The sequence below is a fragment of the Solidesulfovibrio sp. DCME genome (assembly GCF_049995385.1).
GTDB lineage: Bacteria > Desulfobacterota > Desulfovibrionia > Desulfovibrionales > Desulfovibrionaceae > Solidesulfovibrio.
In genome coordinates this window covers 2,619,405-2,637,154 of the sequence record NZ_CP188261.1, presented here as the reverse complement: position 1 = coordinate 2,637,154, position 17,750 = coordinate 2,619,405, and the positions used below count along the sequence as shown (strand labels likewise).

The 17,750-nt window shown below is 67.3% G+C and carries 16 protein-coding genes; 8 read left to right on the top strand and 8 right to left on the bottom strand.

Annotation, left to right across the window (positions count from 1 at the left end; all coding sequences use genetic code 11):
* Positions 1–78: 78 nt before the first annotated feature.
* From dapB to ACP59X_RS11420, 8 genes are all read right to left on the bottom strand, one after another.
* Positions 79–867, bottom strand: coding sequence for a 4-hydroxy-tetrahydrodipicolinate reductase (dapB, locus tag ACP59X_RS11455; RefSeq protein ID WP_428569618.1), 789 nt, complete (start codon positions 865–867; stop codon positions 79–81).
* Positions 868–906: 39 nt separating this feature from the next.
* Positions 907–1,908 (bottom strand): hydrogenase expression/formation protein HypE, encoded by a 1,002-nt coding sequence (gene hypE, locus ACP59X_RS11450; RefSeq protein WP_428569615.1) that lies wholly within the window; start codon positions 1,906–1,908, stop codon positions 907–909.
* 144 nt (positions 1,909–2,052) lie between these two features.
* Complete coding sequence (locus ACP59X_RS11445) at positions 2,053–3,126, bottom strand: protein-glutamate methylesterase/protein-glutamine glutaminase (RefSeq protein ID WP_428569612.1); 1,074 nt, start codon at positions 3,124–3,126, stop codon at positions 2,053–2,055.
* A gap of 33 nt (positions 3,127–3,159) precedes the next feature.
* Positions 3,160–4,020, bottom strand: coding sequence for a CheR family methyltransferase (locus tag ACP59X_RS11440; RefSeq protein ID WP_428569608.1), 861 nt, complete (start codon positions 4,018–4,020; stop codon positions 3,160–3,162).
* Positions 4,021–4,025: 5 nt separating this feature from the next.
* On the bottom strand, positions 4,026–4,538 hold the full coding sequence (locus tag ACP59X_RS11435; protein ID WP_428569605.1) for a chemotaxis protein CheW: 513 nt from the start codon (positions 4,536–4,538) through the stop codon (positions 4,026–4,028).
* 43 nt (positions 4,539–4,581) lie between these two features.
* Positions 4,582–6,705, bottom strand: a complete 2,124-nt coding sequence (locus ACP59X_RS11430) for a chemotaxis protein CheA (RefSeq protein ID WP_428569602.1) — start codon at positions 6,703–6,705, stop codon at positions 4,582–4,584.
* Positions 6,706–6,747: 42 nt separating this feature from the next.
* A complete protein-coding gene (locus tag ACP59X_RS11425) occupies positions 6,748–8,529 on the bottom strand; it encodes a methyl-accepting chemotaxis protein (RefSeq protein ID WP_428569600.1) in 1,782 nt (593 codons plus the stop codon).
* A 229-nt stretch (positions 8,530–8,758) separates the two neighbouring features.
* Positions 8,759–9,337, bottom strand: a complete 579-nt coding sequence (locus ACP59X_RS11420; RefSeq protein WP_428569597.1) for a DedA family protein — start codon at positions 9,335–9,337, stop codon at positions 8,759–8,761.
* Between the two features lie 191 nt (positions 9,338–9,528).
* On the opposite strand from ACP59X_RS11420, the gene ACP59X_RS11415 reads away from it, so the two are divergent.
* The 8 genes from ACP59X_RS11415 to ACP59X_RS11380 are packed head-to-tail and all read left to right on the top strand — an operon-like array spanning position 9,529 to position 17,748.
* Positions 9,529–10,002 carry a chemotaxis protein CheD gene (locus ACP59X_RS11415; protein ID WP_428569594.1) on the top strand — a complete coding sequence of 158 codons (474 nt, stop codon included), beginning with the start codon at positions 9,529–9,531 and terminating at the stop codon, positions 10,000–10,002.
* On the top strand, positions 9,999–10,853 hold the full coding sequence (locus ACP59X_RS11410) for an HDOD domain-containing protein (protein ID WP_428569591.1): 855 nt from the start codon (positions 9,999–10,001) through the stop codon (positions 10,851–10,853). The genes ACP59X_RS11415 and ACP59X_RS11410 overlap by 4 nt, the downstream gene beginning before the upstream one ends.
* 10 nt (positions 10,854–10,863) lie before the next feature.
* Positions 10,864–11,631 (top strand): tRNA lysidine(34) synthetase, encoded by a 768-nt coding sequence (locus ACP59X_RS11405; protein ID WP_428569587.1) that lies wholly within the window; start codon positions 10,864–10,866, stop codon positions 11,629–11,631.
* Between the two features lie 20 nt (positions 11,632–11,651).
* The gene (locus ACP59X_RS11400) at positions 11,652–12,548 is read left to right on the top strand and encodes a M23 family metallopeptidase (RefSeq protein ID WP_428569584.1); all 897 of its coding nucleotides are present in this window, start codon (positions 11,652–11,654) and stop codon (positions 12,546–12,548) included.
* Positions 12,549–12,594: 46 nt separating this feature from the next.
* Positions 12,595–13,377 carry a flagellar biosynthetic protein FliR gene (fliR, locus tag ACP59X_RS11395; RefSeq protein ID WP_428569581.1) on the top strand — a complete coding sequence of 261 codons (783 nt, stop codon included), beginning with the start codon at positions 12,595–12,597 and terminating at the stop codon, positions 13,375–13,377.
* A gap of 21 nt (positions 13,378–13,398) precedes the next feature.
* Entirely contained in the window at positions 13,399–14,472 is a 1,074-nt protein-coding gene (gene flhB, locus ACP59X_RS11390) for a flagellar type III secretion system protein FlhB (protein WP_428569577.1), read from the top strand.
* A 32-nt stretch (positions 14,473–14,504) separates the two neighbouring features.
* Positions 14,505–16,607, top strand: coding sequence for a flagellar biosynthesis protein FlhA (flhA, locus tag ACP59X_RS11385; protein ID WP_428569572.1), 2,103 nt, complete (start codon positions 14,505–14,507; stop codon positions 16,605–16,607).
* Positions 16,597–17,748, top strand: a complete 1,152-nt coding sequence (locus ACP59X_RS11380; RefSeq protein ID WP_428569570.1) for a flagellar biosynthesis protein FlhF — start codon at positions 16,597–16,599, stop codon at positions 17,746–17,748. Before flhA ends, ACP59X_RS11380 begins: the two co-directional genes overlap by 11 nt.
* The last annotated feature ends 2 nt before the right edge of the window (positions 17,749–17,750 follow it).

The following is a 17,750-nucleotide window of genomic DNA, read 5'->3' as shown; positions in this document are numbered from 1 at the left end:
TGACTCGACGGCTGGACCTGGTGGTTTGGCCGACGCTTTGACCCGACGGATTGGGCCGGCGGATTGGGCCGGGGGGCGTCAGGCCAGCATGTCGGCCATGGCGTAGAGGCGGCCGGCCGGCTGTTTGGCGATCCAGGCGGCGGCCCGCAGCGCCCCCTGGGCGAAGGTTTCGCGGTTGCCCACCCGGTGGGTCACCTCGATGCGTTCGCCGGGGCCGAAGAAATAGACCGTGTGGTCGCCCACCACGTCGCCGCCGCGCAGGGCCGCCACGCCGATCTCCCCGGCCGGGCGCGGGCCGATGATGCCGTCGCGGCTGTGGCGCTTGACCGCGTCGTAGTCCGAGCCTTTGGCGCCCGCCAGGCACTGGCCGAGCTTGATGGCCGTGCCGCTGGGCGCGTCGGCCTTCTTGTTGTGGTGGATTTCCATGACCTCGAGATCATAGGCCGGCCCGAGCTTGCGTACGAGGTCGGGCAGGACGGTGAGCAGCACGTTTAAGCCCACGCTCATGTTGGGGGCGAAAAAAATGGGCGTTTTCTTGGCGGATTCGGCCAAGGCGGCGGTCTGGTCCGGGCTCAGGCCCGTGGTGCCGACGACTACGGGATTGCCTGTCGCGGCGGCCACGGCGGCCGCCTCGACCGACGGGGCCGGAGCCGTGAAATTGATGACCACCGCGCCGGGGCATTTGGCCAAAACCGTGGCCAGGTCGTCACCCACGACGCACTCGAGGCCCGCCAGCCCGGCCGTGCAGCCGCTGCGTTCCAGCGCCCCGACCAGGCGGTAATTGTCAGGATCGGCCTTGGCCAGCCGGACCAAGGTCGCGCCCATGCGCCCCAAGGCGCCCATGACGACCACATCGCACACGCTCATCGCCGCGCTCCCTTTTGGTAAATGTTGCTTTCCAGGCCGTCAGCAGATGCGGGGAAGCTGTTCCCCTTCCAGCATGCCGAGCAGCCGCTTGCCGCCAAGGGGCGTCACCAGGGCCACCTTGCCCGGGTGTTCGGCCACGACCCGGCCGATGACGGCCGCCTCCACGCCCAGGGGGTCGGCCCGCATGGCGTCGAGGGCCGCCAGGGCGGCGGCCTCGGGCACGATGCAGATGCACTTGCCCTCGTTGGCCAGGTACAGCGGGTCGAGCCCGAGGACCGCGCACCCGCCGGCCACGGCCGGGCGCACGGGGATGGCCGCCTGGGTCAGCTCGATGCCGACCCCGGACTGGCCGGCGATCTCGTTTAAGGTGGTGGCGAGGCCCCCCCGGGTGGGGTCGCGCAGCACGTGCACGTCCGGCACGGCGGCCAGAAGCCTGCCCACAAGGCCGCTTAAGCAGGCGCTGTCGCTGGTCACCGGCGCCTCGAAGGACAGGCCCTGGCGCGTGGACAGGATGGCCAGGCCGTGGTCGCCCATGGAGCCGGACACGAGCACCGCGTCGCCCACGGCAGCCCGGTGGCCGCTGGGGGCCGGGTCGACCAGCACTTCGCCTATGCCGGTGGTGTTGATGAAGATCTTGTCCGCCGCGCCCTTGGGCACGACCTTGGTGTCGCCGGCCACGATGCGCACCCCGGCCGCCCGGGCAGCCTCGCCCATGGAGGCCACGATGCGGTCCAGGTCGGCCAGGGGCAGCCCCTCCTCCAGGATGAAGCCGCAGGTGAGAAAAAGGGGCCGGGCGCCCATCATGGCCACGTCGTTGACCGTGCCGTGCACGGCCAGGGAGCCGATGTCGCCGCCCGGGAAAAAGACCGGGTCCACCACGAAGCTGTCGGTGCTCATGGCCACCGGGCCGGTCAGGGACAGCACGGCGGCATCGTCCATGCGGGCCAGGATGTCGTTGCCGAGGTGACGGAAAAAGAGGTCGGCCACGAAGCGGTGGGAAGCCCGGCCGCCGCTGCCGTAATCGAGCAAAACCTTGTCCATGCCGCGAACCTTTTGCGGGGAAGCAACGGACGAAGACGGCCCCGCCATGCGTCTCCGGTGTTGGGTTTGGCGTCCGGGGGGCGGCGCCGAGGGGCCGTTATAGGCCCAAACCCGGATTGTTTCCAGAGGATTCGCCGTCCCGGGCTAGCCCGAGCAGGACCGCACCACTTCCTGGGCGATATGGCCAAGGGACATGACCTTGTCCACGCCGCCGAGCTTGATGGCTTCCTGGGGCATGCCGAAGACCACGCAGGAGGCCTCGTCCTGGGCGATGGTGTAGGCGCCGGTTTCGTGCATCTCCAGCATGCCGGCGGCGCCGTCGTCGCCCATGCCGGTCATGATGACGCCCACGGCGTTTTGGCCGGCGTAGCGGGCGGCGGAACGGAACAGCACGTCTACGCTCGGCCGGTGGCGCCGCACCAGCGGACCGTCCTTGACCTCGACGAAATAGCGGGCGCCGCTGCGCTTGAGGAGCATGTGGCGGTTGCCCGGGGCTATGAGCGCCTGGCCGCGCAGGATGGTGTCGTTGTCCTTGGCTTCCTTGACCGTGATGCGGCAGATGCCGTCCAGGCGCTTGGCGAAGGCGGCCGTGAACTGCTCGGGCATGTGCTGGACGATGACGATGCCCGGGCAGTTCTGGGGCATGGCTTCGAGGAATTCGCGCAGGGCCTCGGTGCCGCCGGTGGAGGCGCCCACGGCCACGACCTTTTCCGTGGTCTGGAACATGGCCTTGCCCGTGGGGCCGGGCAGCACGGCATCGGCCGAGAGCTTGGGCGCGACCTTGAGGGGCGCGGCGGGAAGCAGGCGCTTCATCTTGGCCCGGGCGGCGGCCTTGACCGCGTCCACGACGCGGATGCGCGACTCCTCCAGGAACTGGCGCGTGCCGAGCTTGGGCTTGAGGATGATGTCCGTGGCCCCGTATTCCATGGCCCGCAGCGTGGTTTCCGAGCCGGCTTCGGTCAGCGTCGAGCAGATGACCACGGGAATGGGGTGCTGGGTCATGATCTTGCGCAGAAAGGTCAGCCCGTCCATGCGCGGCATTTCGATGTCCAGGGTGATGACGTCCGGGGCTTCGGCCTCCATGCGCTTGACCGCGGCGAAGGGGTCGCCGGCCGCGCCGATCACTTCGATCTCCGGGTCCGAGGACAGGATATCCGTCAGGGTCTGGCGGACCAGGGCGGAATCATCGACAACAAGAACCTTGATGGCTTTGCTCACGGGGCGACCTCTGGGCGAAAAGACGATGGGGCATTAAATTTTTCTATATACCGTGGGGGCATGCTGGCGCAAGGGCAAGTCCATACCGGTGAGGCTTTCGGAATGGCCGATGAACAGAAACCCGCCCGTGCGCAGTTGGTGGCAGAACTTCGTGAGCAGCTGCTCCTGGGTGACCCGGTCGAAATAGATCATGACGTTGCGGCAGAAGATGGTGTCGAGGGGTTCGGGAAAGCTGAAGGGCTCCATGAAGTTGAGGCGGCGGAAATCGATGGCCCCGCGCAGTTCGGGCACCAGGCGCACGAGCTTGCGCGACTTGTCCTTGCTGCGCAGGAAATAGCGCCGCTTGATCTCCATGGGCAGCTTGGCCAGCCGCTCCTCGGGATAAACGCCGTTGCGGGCCAGGGACAGGACCCGGGTGGAGATGTCCGTGGCCATGATGGAAAAGCGGAAACCGGCCAGGTGCTGGCCGTACTCGGACAGCACGATGGACAGGGTGTAGGGCTCCTCGCCGGTGGAGCAGCCGGCGCTCCACAGCCTAAAGGGCCGGGCCGGGCCGTAGGCGGTCCGCCAGGCCGGCAGGACGTCCTGGGACAGGATTTCGAAATGGCGCGGTTCGCGAAAAAATTCCGTGGTATTGGTGGTGATGACGTCGATTAAATGGACGAGTTCCTCGTCCAGGCCCCGGGGGCTGAACAGGAACTCGTAGTACTCGCGGTAGCCGGGCAGGCCGAGCAGGCGCAGGCGCTTTTGCAGCCGGGCCTCCACCATGACCTTCTTGGACAAGGGCAGCTTGATCCCGACTTCCGTGTGGATGAACTCGCTTAAGCGCTTGAACTCCTTTTCCGACATGGAGACCAGGCCGCTGGCCCGGGTGGTGGCGCCAGTGGAGACCATGCGGCTTACGCCTCCGCGTTTTCGGCGGCCGCCTCGCCTACGGTCTGGGCCAGGCCGGCCAGTTCCAGGGAGGTGAAGACCTTGCCGATGTCGAGGATGATGATGAACTGCTCGCCGGTTTTGCCCATGCCCCGGATGAACTCGGCCTTGATGGGGGTGCCCATGCGCGGGGTGGGCTCGATCTGGGCGGCCTCCATCTCGTAGACCTCCTGGACCGAGTCGGCCAGGGCGCCGAGCACGGTGGCCTCGCCGTCGAGGTTGACCTCCACGATGATGATGCAGGTGTTGACCGTGCGCTCGGTGGAGCCCATGCCGAACTTGAGCTTGAGGTCGACCACGGGCACGGCCCGGCCGCGCAGGTTGATGACCCCGCGGATGTAGTCCGGGGTGCGGGGCACGCGGGTGATGTTGACGAGTTCGAGGACCTCGCGCACCGAGGCGATGTCCAGGGCGAATTGTTCGCGCTCGAGGGTGAAGGTCAGGTACTGGTTGTCGTTTTTGCTTGCGACTTCGGCCATGAAAGGCTCCTCCCGAACTGTCGGGCGTTTGCGTATACGGGCGTCAGGCGCCGTCCGCGGCGAAGGCGACGCGCGCGCCGTCCTCGTCGGCCGCCCGCCGCACCAGCGCCGCCACATCCAGGATCAGGGCCATGCGGCCGTCGCCCCGGATGGTGGCTCCGGAAAATTCCTCGATGTCGCGGTACAGCGGCCCCAGGCCCTTGATGACGGTCTGATGCTCGCCCACGACCCTGTCCACGACCAGCCCCACCCGCTGCCCGTCCACGCGCACCACCACGATGGGCTCGATGGCCGGGCGCTTCCCGGCGATGGCGAAGGCTTCGCGCAGGCGCAGGCACGGCACCACCTCGCCGCGCAGGTTGAGCACACCCGATTCGGCCCGGTCGCCGGCCCGGGCCATCTCCACGCATTCCTCCACCAGCTCCAGCGGGGCCACATAGTACTCCGCGCCCACCTGCACCTGCAAGCCGTCGATGATGGCCAGGGTCAGGGGCAGGCGCACGGACACCGCGGTGCCCCGGCCAGGGGCGGAATCGACCTCCACCGCGCCGCGCAGGCCCTCGATGGCCCGCTTGACCACGTCCATGCCCACCCCCCGGCCGGAAACGTTGGTGACGGCCTTGGCCGTGGAAAAGCCGGGCATGAAAATGAGGTTGTAGATTTCCTTGAGGCCGACCTCGGCGTCGGGGGGCAACAGGCCGCGCTCCACGGCCCGGCGGCGGATGGCCTCGGCGTCGAGGCCGGCGCCGTCGTCGGCCACGTTGATGACCACCTCGCCGCCGGCATGGGCGGCGCTTAGGCGGATGACGCCGGCGCGGGGCTTGCCGGCGGCCTGGCGCACGCCGGGTGTTTCGATGCCGTGGTCGATGCTGTTGCGCAGCAAGTGCACCAGCGGGTCGCCCAGGCGTTCGATGACGGTCTTGTCGAGCTCGGTCTCCTCGCCCTGGGTGACCAGTTCGACCTCCTTGCCCAGTTCGCCGGCCAGGTCGCGCACCAGGCGGCGGAATTTGGCGAAGGTGGCGCCGATGGGCAGCATGCGGATGGACAGGGTGGAATCGCGCAGGCTGTCGCCCAGGCGCTCCAGGTGCTCGGCCAGGCCGCGCAGGGTGGCGTCGCCGCAGGTTTCCACGGCCTGGCGGATCTGCGCCTGGACGATGACCAGTTCGCCGACCAGGTCGACCAGGGCGTCGAGCTTGTCGGCGGCCACCCGGATGCTGGTCGTCTTTTCGCGTTCCGGGGCTTTCTGGGCCAGTTCCTGCACGGCCTGCTGCTCGCACAGGGCCGAGGCCACGGCCCCGGGATGCACCAGTCCCCTCTCGGCCAGGATGTCGCCCAGGCGACGCTGGGAGGACAGGGCCTCCTCCAGGTCGGACTGGGTGATGTCGCCGCGGTCCAGGAGGATTTCCCCGAGCCGGCGGTGCATGAACGCGCCGTCCGGGGCGCCGCCGTCGTCCAGGACGTCCACGGCCAGGTCGCAGTCGTCCTCGACGAAGACAAAGATATCGGCCAGGGCGGACTGTTCGGCCTCGGCGCGCACCACGCAGTCCCACCAGACCAGGCAGGCCTCGGGATCGAGGTCCTCCAGGAGCGGCACGTCCTCCACGTGGACATACAGCCGGCAGTCGCCCAGGGCATCGACGTCCTCGAGCAGATGCAGGGGGTTGTTGCCCGTGGCCAGCATGTCGACGTGGGGCCTGAAGCGCAGCCGGAAAATGCGGGGAATGGCCGCCCGGGGGGCCGGGGCGGGCTCGGCGGGCCGGCTGGGCGCAACCGGCGCCGGCGTTTCGTCGAAGGCCCGCAGCCCGTCGAGGATGTCCCGCCCGTCCAGGGACAACCGGTTTTCCTGTCCCGGCGGCGTCTCCAACAGGGCGCGGATGTGGTCGCAGGATCGCAGCGACAGGTCGAGCAGCAAGCGGTTGACCCGAAAACGCCCGTTGCGCACGCGGTCGAAAACGCTTTCCACATCATGGGTGAAGGCGGCGATGTCGTCGAAGCCGAACATGGCCCCGGAGCCCTTGATCGTATGCAGGCCCCGGAAGATCTTGTGCAGGAGGTCGATGTCGTCGGGGGTACGCTCGAGTTCCAAAAGCGAGGCCTCGAGTTCGGCCAGCAGGTCGCGGGCCTCCTCCACAAAGGCGGCGCGATGCGTCTCTTCCTGGGATATCATGGCCGCGGCACCTCCCCCTGTAACGACCGCCAAAGCAGCACATCAGAACAGTTCGACATTGTCCCCGAATGCTCCGCCTGTGTCCGTGGCGCCGGCCGGCGTCGCCGCCGTCGGGGCCAGGCCCAGGGCCGCCTCGTGCACGGCCCGTTCGGCCTCCATGGTGTACTGGTCGTAGAGCCCGCGCAACCGGGCGCTGCGCCCGCCGCCGGCCGGGGCGTGGGCGCTGGCGACGCTGGCCTGTTCCAGCAGCGCCCGGCGGATGGCGGCCAGGCGGGGCCCGATGTCCGTGTCGAAATCGATGCCCCGGGCGATGGCTGCGGCCCGTTCGCCCAGGCTGGCGCTTGCGTCGCGCAGCCCCTGGAAAAGGGCCAGGCTGCGCTGCGAACAGGCCCTGGTCCCGCCAAGGGCGCTGTCGAGCTCCTCCACCACCTGCCGGGAGGCCGACTGGTCGTTGTGCCGGCTGGCGGTCTCCTGCAAGGTGCGCGAGGCCTCGAAAATGGTCTTGAGGATCCGGGCCACGGCGTCGGTCTGGCGCCTGGCGTCCGCCGACAGGCGCTGGATGGCCAGGGCCAGGACGCCCAGGGCCGCGCCGGCCGTGCCGGTATGGGCGGCCTTGATGCTGGCGTTGATGGCGATCAGTTCGATTTCCGCGCCCACGTCCTCGATGGCCTCGATGGTGCCGCCCATGCCGGAAATCGTGTTGGCCACGGAATCCATGATGGCGCCGAGGGCTTCGCCCTGGGCGGCGAAATCGGCCATCTGCCCCTTGACCGTGGCGATGCCGGCCTCGACCCGGGCCAGGGGGCTGTCCCCGGCCCCGCCGCCGAGCAGCCCGGTGATGGCCGCGCCGATGTCCCGGATGCGCGCGGCCAGCGAGTTCAGGGATTCGCGCAAGCGGCCGGCGGCCTCGCCGATGTGTTCGTCGGCGCTGCCGAGCTGCGAATCCTGCAGGGGCAACACGTCGGCCACGAAGGCGGCCAGATCGAGGATGTCCCCGTGGTCCTCCTGGCGGACCCCGTCGATCTCGCGGCTCACCTCGGCCAGGGCGTGTTCGACGTGTTCGATCTGCTGGCGCACGATGTCGTGGAACTGGAGGGACCGGACGGCCTGGCCGATGTCGGTCCAGATGGCCGCGGCGCTGCGGGCCAGTTCGCCGGAAAGGGCGGCCGAACGTTCGGCCATGGAGGTCAGGCCGGCGAAATTGGCCGTCAGCTCCTTGGAAATGAGGGCAAAGCACTGCTCCTGGGCCCGGATGATGGCCAGGGTGCTCTCCCGGGCCGAGGCGACATGGCCGCGCAGGGCCTCGATCTTGGCGGCGATGCCGGAGCAGTGCTCCACGATCTGGTGGGCCAGTTTCTCCACGTCGTCGGCCAGGGTGGAAAAGCCCCGGCCGTCGCCGCCGAGCCGGGCGCTTTCGATGCGGGTGGCGATGCCAAGCATGGACAGGTGCTTGACGATCCTGGCAAAGGCCGCCACCACGCCCGAAAGCTCCTCCACGATGCCGGCCACGGCGTCGATGTCCCGCAGGCTCTGTTGGCCGGCCTCGTCCGAGGCGGCGCCGGTGAGCGCGGCCAGGTCGTCGGCCGAAAGCTTCAGGGCCGCGTGCAGGTCCTCGCCCGAAGAGCAGGCCACCAGCTCCCCGGCGCTTTGGGAAAGGCCCTCGCAGCCGGACTCCAGGCGCATGAGGTCGTTGCCGAGATCGAGAAAAACCCGCTCGCGCCCCCGCATGAGCTCGGCCAGCCCTTGCTCCATGCCGCGAAGCACGCCGCGACACCGGCCAAGGGCCGTGGCCGCCGCCTGCGTACGCTCACTGGTATCGCTCATAGTCTCCGTCTCCGTGGCCGGAATTACAGAGGCTTTGCGCCGTAATACCCGCACGGCAGCACTCGGCGCCCCCGGAGCCCCGACCGGAAGGAGTCGGGACTTTGGCGTAATTACACATTTTTACGAGAAAGACAAAGGATTCGTTATCGCCAACGCGGCATTCGCGCCCGGCAACGGCAAGGGACCGGGCGCGGCCGGACGCGGGAGACGACGGCCACGGCCCGAAACGTCAGCGACGACGCAGCCGTTTGACCACCCACAGGATGGCCACCACGGCGGCAACGAGCCCCAGGATGGCCAACTCGGCGTGGTGCACGTTGTCGATGACCCGGGTCAGGACGTTTTCCAGCAGGCTGCCGAAGGCGTAGCCCGTCAGGGCGAAGGCCACGGCCCAGACGGCCGCGCCGATGGCATTGAGAAGGAAGAATTTGCGGACGCTGATTTCCGCCGTGCCCAGCACGAAGGGCGTCAGGTTGCGCAGGCCGTAGAAGAAGCGGAAGGACAGGATGAGGACTTCATGGTACTTGGCCAGCATGGCATGCACTTTTTCCGAACGGGCCCGCCATTTTTCGCTTCTGGCCACGAGTTTGCGGCCATAGTGTCGGCCGATGAAAAAGGCCGTCTGGTCCCCGGCCAGGCTGCCGGCGAAAGCCGACAGGATGACCCAACGCAAATCGAGGCCGAACTGCGGCGATTGGGCAGCGAACCCGGCCAGTAACAGAATGGTCTCCCCTTCCAGGAACGTCCCGATGAAAAGGGCCAGGTAACCGTACTGCTCGATGACGTGTTTGAGGAACTCGATGGACATCGCCCACTCCCCGCGAGGCCGGCCACCCCGCCTTGCAGACCTGAAAGCCGGGGCAAAGTATTCGCTCGGCCGGCTTCTGTCCACCACCTTGTGGCAGTGGCCTTGTCCTTGACGGCCTTTCCGGCTAGGTTGCCGCCTTCGGATCCGTTCCCCCACCCCAACAGCCAAGGAACCGCCGCGGATTAGCACCCATGGAGATCGTCGTCAGCATCTCCGACATGAAGGTCACCAACCGGGCCAAGGACGTCCTGGTCACCCACGCCCTGGGCTCGTGCCTGGGCCTGGCCGCCTTCGACCCCCGGGCGGGCGTGGCCGGGCTCATCCATTGCCTGCTGCCCCTGGCCCGCAACGACAAGGGGATGCTCAAAAACCCCTACATGTACGTCAATACCGGCGTGCCGCAGATGATGCGGGCCATGTTCAATCGCGGGGCCAGCCGGGAATACCTCATCCTCAAGGCGGCGGGCTGCGGCCGCATGATGCACATTTCCAACCAGTTCGACACGGGGGCCAACAATTTCGCGGCGCTGACCAAGCTGTTGCAGGTCAACGAAATGCGTCTGAACGCCGAGGACGTGGGCGGCACCATACCGCGCACCATGCGCCTGTTTACGGATACGGGCAGGGTTGTGGTCTCATCTTGCGGGAGGTCCTGGGAGTTATGAGCCAACGCGAGGAAATCATCCGGAAAGCCTTTGCCATCCCCCAAATGCCCATGCCCGTGCAAAAGGTCCTGGCCTACATCGGCAATCCCGAGGCCGACCTGCGTCAGCTGGCCAAGATCATCGAGTACGACCCCGGGCTGACCGTCAATGTGCTGCGCATGGCCAACTCGGCCCTTTTCGGCGGCAGCGGCAAGGTGGCCTCGGTGCGCGACGCCCTGTCGCGCCTGGGCCTCAACCGGGTCTACCAGCTGGTGATCGCCTCGGGCGTGGCGCCCATGACGCGCTACGAAATCAAGGGCTACGGCCTGCGCCCGGGCGAACTGCTGGAACATTCCGTGGCCGTGGCCGTGGCCGCGGAGACCCTGGCCCGGGAACTGGAGCGCACCGCCCCGCCCCACACCTTCACCTCGGGCCTGCTCGTCAACATCGGCAAGACCGTCATGGGCTCGTTTCTGGAAGTGGACGCCGGCCCCATCCTCGAACTGGCCCACCAGCGCCACATCCCCTTCGAACAGGCCGAGGAGGAGGTGCTCGGCATCAACCACGCCGAACTCGGCGCCATCCTCCTGGAACGCTGGTCCATCCCCGTGCCCATCGTCAACGTGGTGCGCTACCGGCTGCGGCCCGACGACTGCCCCGAACCCGACCTGGCCCTGGACCTCGTGCACGTGGGCGACGTGATCGCCAAGATGACGGGCATCGGCATGGGCATCGACGGCATGCAATACGCGCCGTCCCAGGCCGTGTTCGCCCGCCTCGACCTCACGCCCTACCAGATGGAGAACGTCATGGCCGCCATCCTCGAACAGATCGCAGAGATCCGCGACATCCTCATGGAACAGGCCTTGTGACGGGCAGGCCATGACGCGAGGCGCACATCCCCTGCGGGCCAGGGACCTGGGCTACGCCCAACGGGTCTGCGTGGCCAAGGCCGGCAAGCTCATGATGGAAACGGGCCAGCTTTCCCCCCGAGCCCGGGTGGGCCTGGCCGTGTCCGGCGGCGTGGACAGCCTGGTGATGCTGGCCGTCATGCACCTGCGCCGGCGCATCGTGCCCTTTCCGGTGGAACTGATGCTCCTGCACCTCAACCCCGGTTTCGACCCGTCCAACCATGCCCCCCTGGCCGAACTGTGCGCCGGCCTCGGCATCGCCGCCCACATCGAGGTGACGGATTTCGGCCCCCGGGCCTTTTCCGACGAGAACAAGAAGAAATCCGCCTGCTTCTACTGCGCCTGGCTGCGCCGCAAGCGCCTGTTCGACCTGTGCGCCCGCTATAACCTGACCCATCTGGCCTTCGGCCACAACGCCGACGACCTGGCCGCCACCTTTTTCCTGAACATGTTCCAAAACGGCCGGGTGGACGGGCTGTCCTGCCGGGAAGCCTTTTTCGAGGGGCGCCTCACGGTCATCCGGCCACTGTTGCTCGTGGACAAAAAAACCATCGTCCGGGCGGCCAAGACCTGGGAATTGCCGGTCTTTTCCAATCCCTGCCCCATGGCCGGCAAGTCCATGCGCCACGAGGCTGAGACCTGGGTCGCCGGCATCTGCGCCGGCGGCAAGAAGCGGGCCGTCAACCTCCAGCACGCCCTGGGCCGCTGGCAGCTTGACAGGGACGCCCTGCCCCGCTAGCCGCCGTTTAGGCTTGTGCGATGTTTAAAAACTACCAGATCGTCATCTTCCGCGACCATCACGGCGCCTGCCGCAAGCTGCGCTTCCGGGGCTGGCTGTTCGCGGCCATCCTGCTGGCCCTGGCGGGGCTTTTGGCCGCGGATGTGTATCTGGTGCAATATTATTACAATTTCAAACGGATCGCGCGCGAGGCCGACGCCCTCGAAGGCCAGGCCAGGGATCAGGACGCCCAGATCGCCGGCCTGTCCGACAAGGTCAAGGGCCTGGAGGCCGACCTGTCGCGGCTGCGCGGTTTCGACGCCAAGCTGCGCCTGATGGTGGGCCTGGACCAGGAGCCCCGGGACGTGTCGCCGTCCGGCGGCGAGGAAAAGGACTTCGAAAAGAAATACCTGCCCCTGTACCGCCAGGAAATGCTCACCCGCAAGCTCCACCGCTACCTCGACGCCCTGGCCGAGGACGCGGCCCGGGAGCGCCTGCGCCAGGGCGAACTGCTGGCCGCCCTGGGCACGGGCCAGGCCCGCCTGTCGGCCATGCCCGCCTCCTGGCCGGTGGAAGGCTGGATCATCACGCCGTTTGGCGAGCAGGTCTCGCCCTTTACCGGCCGCAAGATCATAAACAAGGGCCTGGACATCGCCGCCCCGGCGGGCACGCCGGTCCTGGCCCCGGGCGACGGGCTGGTGGCCTTTGCCGGCGAGGCCGACGACGGCGGCTTCGGCGTCAGCCTCGACCACCAGGCCGGCCTGGTCACGGTCTACGGCGGGCTGCGCGACGTGGCCGTGGCCAAGGGCCAGCCCGTGACCCGGGGCCAGTTGTTGGGCCACGTGGCCGACCTGGGCCGGCCGGGCGGGCCACAGCTCCATTACGAGGCGCGCCTGGGCGGCGTGCCGGTCAACCCCCGGCGCTACATCCTGGAATAGGCGGCGCCGGCCGCGCCGTGGCCCGGCTTTTGCTTGCCCGCCTGCTATGGAGCTGTTTCACTTCAACCCTTCGGTGGCCTTCTCCTTCCTGCTCACGCTCATGCGCGTGAGCATCATTTTGTTTTTGCTCCCTTTTTTCGGCGGAAACCTCATCCCCAACACGGCCAAGGGCGCGCTTTGCTTCGTCATGGCCCTGGCGGTCTACCCGGTGCTGAGCTTTCCCGGCACGCTCATGCCGGCCAACCCCTGGACCATCGCCTTGATGTTCCTGGGCGAGGTGCTTTTGGGGCTTATGCTCAACATTCTGGTATTGCTTCTTTTTTCCGCCGTGCAGTGCGCCGGTTCCATCATGGGCTTTTCCATGGGCTTTACCCTCATGAACAGCGTGGACCCCATGACCGGGGCCTCGGAATCGGGGCTCGGGCACCTCATGAACCAGGTGACGACCATGCTGTTCCTGTGCTTAAACGGCCATCTGGTCCTCATCGGCGGCCTGGCCGAGAGCTTCAAGCTGGTGCCGCCGGGCGGGCTGCTCGTCAACCCGGCCCTGGGCGAGCATTTCATCGCCTTTTCCAGCCAGATGCTCGTCATCGCGCTCAAAATCGCCGCGCCCATCATGGCGTCGCTTTTCCTGGTGGACCTGGCCTTGGCCCTGGTGGCCCGGGCCGCGCCGCAAATGAACGTGCTTTTCATCGGCTTTCCGCTGAAAATCGGCGTCGGTTTCCTGTTCATGACCCTGGTGTTCGCCGCCATGACCATCTATGTCGGCCGCTACATCGACGAACTCCTGCCCATGTACCGGCTGGTCCTGCGGGCCTCCGGCCACTAGGGCGGAGGAGGCGGGCCCCCCATGGCCAGGGATCCCAGTAAAACAGAAAAAGCCACCCCCAAACGCCGCAGCAAGGCGCGCGACAAAGGGTCGGTCCCCCGCAGCCAGGAACTGCCGAAACTCACCGTGCTCATGGCCGGGCTTTTCGCCCTGCGCCTGGCCATCGGTGGCCTTGGCGACAACCTCAAGGCCATCTTCATCCAGTTCCTCGGCCAGAACACGCACTTCGAGGCCACCACCGACGGCGTCAGCACGCTCATGTGGGTACTCTCCGGCAAGCTGGCCATGATGCTGCTGCCGGTACTGTTGACCATGGCCATCGTGGCCTACGTCACCCAGCGCCTGCAGGTGGGCAAGGTCTGGCACTCCAAGCTTTTCAACCCCGATTTCAGCAAACTGTTCAATCCCATGGGGGCCGTGCAGAAGCTGCTGATCAACCCCCGCACCCTGGTCCAGCTCGGCAAGCAGGTGGCCATGGCCGCCGCCATCGCCGTGGCCCCCTACATCATCCTCAAAAGCAAGTTCAACCAGTTCCTGCCGCTTTTCTATCAGACCACCGAAGCCTTCGCCGCCTTTTTGCTCGGCAACGGCTTCACCATGGTCATCTATACCCTGGCGCCCATGGTGCTCATCGCCGTCTTCGACACCTGGTACACGCGCTGGGATTACGAAGAGAACCTCAAGATGTCCAAGGACGAGATCAAGGACGAGACCAAGCAGGCCATGGGCGACCCGGTCATCAAGCAGCAGCAGAAACGGAAAATGATGGAGTTCATGCAGCAGCGCATGCTCCAGGACGTGCCCCGGGCCGACGTGGTCATCACCAACCCCACCCACCTGGCCTGCGCCCTGCGCTACGACCCCAAGGAGTCGCCGGCGCCGCTGCTCCTGGCCAAGGGCGCCGACAACCTGGCCGAGAAGATCAAGGAAATTGCACGGGAACACCGCATCCCCATCCGCGAGAACAAGCCTCTGGCACAAGCCTTGTATAGGAACGTGGAAATCGGCCAGACCATCCCCGAGGATCTCTACCAAGCGGTGGCCTCGGTCCTGGCCCAGCTCGACAAGTTCAAGCGTCCCGGCCGTCCGCGCTGATCGGACGGGCTCCGGGAAGGGGCGTCAAAATCATGGCGAAGACAGCCGATCCGGTCAAATTCAACTACGAGAGCTTCACCCGCCAGGGCGACTTCATGTTGGCCGCCGGCGTGGTGGTCATCCTGTTCGTGATGCTCGTGCCCATTCCGCCGGCGTTCATCGACCTGATGCTCACCTTCTCCATCTCCATCAGCCTCGTGGTCCTGATCACCAGCATGTTCATGGGCTCGCCCCTGGAATTCTCCATCTACCCGTCGTTGCTGCTGGTCACCACCTTGATGCGCCTGTCCATGAACGTGGCCTCCACCCGCCTGATCCTGCTGCACGGCGACGAGGGCCCCTCGGCCGCCGGCCACGTGATCCAGGCCTTTGGCCAGTTCGTGGTCGGCGGCAACTACGTCGTCGGCTGCGTCATCTTCCTGGTGCTTTTCTCCATCAACAAAAAGGTCATCGTCGCCGGCACCACCCGCATCGCCGAAGTGGCCGCCCGGTTCACCCTCGACGCCATGCCCGGCAAGCAGATGGCCATCGAGGCGGACCTCAACGCCGGGCTGATCAACGAAAAACAGGCCATCGACCGCCGCGAGGCCATCCGCAAGGAGGCCGACTTCTACGGCGCCATGGACGGCGCGGGCAAGTTCGTCTCCGGAGACGTCACCGCCACCATCCTCATCACGGCCATCAACATCGTCGGCGGCTTTTTGATCGGCGTCATGCAAAAGGGCATGGACTGGAAGGATGCCGCCCAGACCTACACCTTGCTCACCATCGGTGACGGCCTGGTCTCCATCATCCCCTCCATCATCATCTCCACCTCGGCCGGCCTGATCGTGTCCCGGGCCGCTGCCGAGGCCAAGATGGGCGAGGAATTCCTGGCCCAGCTGACCTTCCATCCCCGGGCCCTGCGCCTGGTGTCGGCCATGCTGCTGCTTTTTGCCATCGTGCCGGGCCTGCCGACCCTGCCCTTCCTGGTCATGTCGGCCCTGCTGTTCGTGGTGGCCCGGCTTTCCGCCCGCCAGCAGGAGATGCTCCAGACCGAATCCGACAAGAAGGACAAAAAGCCCGACCCGGAACTGGAAACCCCGGAAGAGGTCCAGGCCCTTCTGCCCCTGGACGCCCTGGAACTCGAAGTGGGCTACGGCCTGATTCCCCTGGTCGACGAGGAGCAAAACGGCAACCTGCTCTCGCGCATCCGCTCCATCCGCCGCCAGTTCGCCCTGGACATGGGCGTGGTCATCCCCTCCCTGCACCTGCGCGACAACCTCCAGCTGCGCCCCGGCCAGTACGTGGTCCTTATAAAGGGCAACGAGGTGGCCTCGGCCGAGATCCTCATCGACCACTACCTGGCCATGGACCCCGGCGACGCCAAGCACCGCATCCAGGGCGTGGAGACCCGCGAGCCGGCCTTCAACCTGCCGGCCCTGTGGGTGCCCGAGCCGCGCAAGGACGAAGCCATGCTGGCCGGCTACACCGTGGTCGACCCGGCAACCGTCATCGCCACCCACTTAACAGAAGTCTTCAAGCGCCACCTGCACGAGTTCCTGGGCCGCCAGGAGGTCCAGGTCCTTCTCGACAACCTGGCCAAGCGCGCCCCCAAGGCCGTGGAAGACCTGGTGCCCGGGGCCATGAACCTCGGCGGCGTGCAGAAGGTGTTGCAAAACCTGGTCAAGGAAGGCGTGTCCATCCGCGACCTGCTGACCGTGGTCGAAACCATGGCCGACTACGGCTCCTCGGTCAAAGACCCGGACCAGCTCACGGAATACGTGCGCTCCCGCATGGGCCGCACCATCGTCAAGCCCTACCTGACCGCCGAAGGCGCCCTGCCTATCATGAACCTCCAGCCCAAGGTCGAGGGGGCCATCCAGGAAAGCGTGCGCCAGACCGACCACGGCGCCTACCTGGCCATGGAGCCCGGCCTGGCCCAGCGCATCATCCAGGCCATCCAGCGGGCCATGGACAAGGCGCTTTTATCCGAAGGCCAGCCGGTGCTTCTGACCAGCCCCCTGGTGCGGCCCCACCTGGCCCAGCTTTTGGCCCGCTTCATCCCCAATCTCCCGGTGATCTCCCAGGCCGAGATCCCGGCCGAGATCAAACTGCAATCCGTGGCCAACATAGGACTCGGCAATGCGGGTTAAGACGTTTCGCGCCCCTTCCATGGCGGACTGCCTGAGTCAGGTCCGCCAGGAGCTCGGCAAGGAGGCCGTCATCCTCGGCAGCCAGAGCGTGCGCGAGGACGGCCGGACCTTGTGCGAGGTCATGGCCGCCCTGGAGCAGCCCGAGGCCGCGGCGGCGCCGCGCCCCCAGGCCGCCGCGCGCCGGGCCGGCCCGAACGGCGCCAAGGGGGGCAACGGCAAGGCCGCCGCCCCGGCGGCCAGGCGGGCCGAGGAGGCCAACGCCCCGGCCGCGCCGGCCGGCGACTGGAACCGGGAATGGGGCGAGATCAAGGGGCATTTGCTGGCGCTATTGCGGCCGCGCATGGATTTTTCCGCCCTGTCCCCCCGTCAGCGCCTGGCGCTTGAATACCTGGAGCGCGAGGGCGTGGACGAGGCCGCGGTCCTGGCCCTTTTCCGCTCCATCATCGAGCGCGGCGAGGACACGGTCATCCCGGCCCTGTCGCGCATCGTGCGTGTCAAACCCCTGACGCCCCAGGAATGGCCCGAGGCGGCCCACATGTTCGTGGGGCCAAGCGGCGTGGGCAAGACCACGGTCCTGTTGCGCCTGGCCCTGGCGGCCCGGTCGGCGACGCCCGGGGCGCGCGTGACCGTGGCCAACGCCGACGGCGGCCGGGGCAAGGGCCGGATGATCCTGCGCCATTTCGCCGAACTCTCGGGGCTCACCTACGCCGAGGCCGACAGCCCCGAGGACTTTCGGCGGCTTCTTGACGCGGCCGGGGCCGGCGAGGCCGTCTTCATCGACGCGCCGAGCCTGCGCGGCGAAGGGGCCATGGCCGCCTGGTGCGCCGCCATGGGGCTTGCGGCCGCGCGCAACCTGCGGGTCCACCTGGTGCTTTCGCCGGTCTTCGCCCCGGCCCAGACCGCCCATTTCCTGCGGGTCTACCAGTGCCCGGCCCTGTCCAGCCTCGTCTGGACGAAACTCGACGAAGCCTGTAACTACGGAAGCCTTGTCAACATGGCGCACGCCTCGTCCCTGCCCGTTTCGGCCCTGGCCCACGGGCCGGAACTGACCCAGGGCATGGCGCCGGCCTCGGGCAAGGCGGTCTGGAAACTGCTGTTCAAACACCAGCTGCCCGGCGAATACGCCGAAGCCGGGGCCTAAGG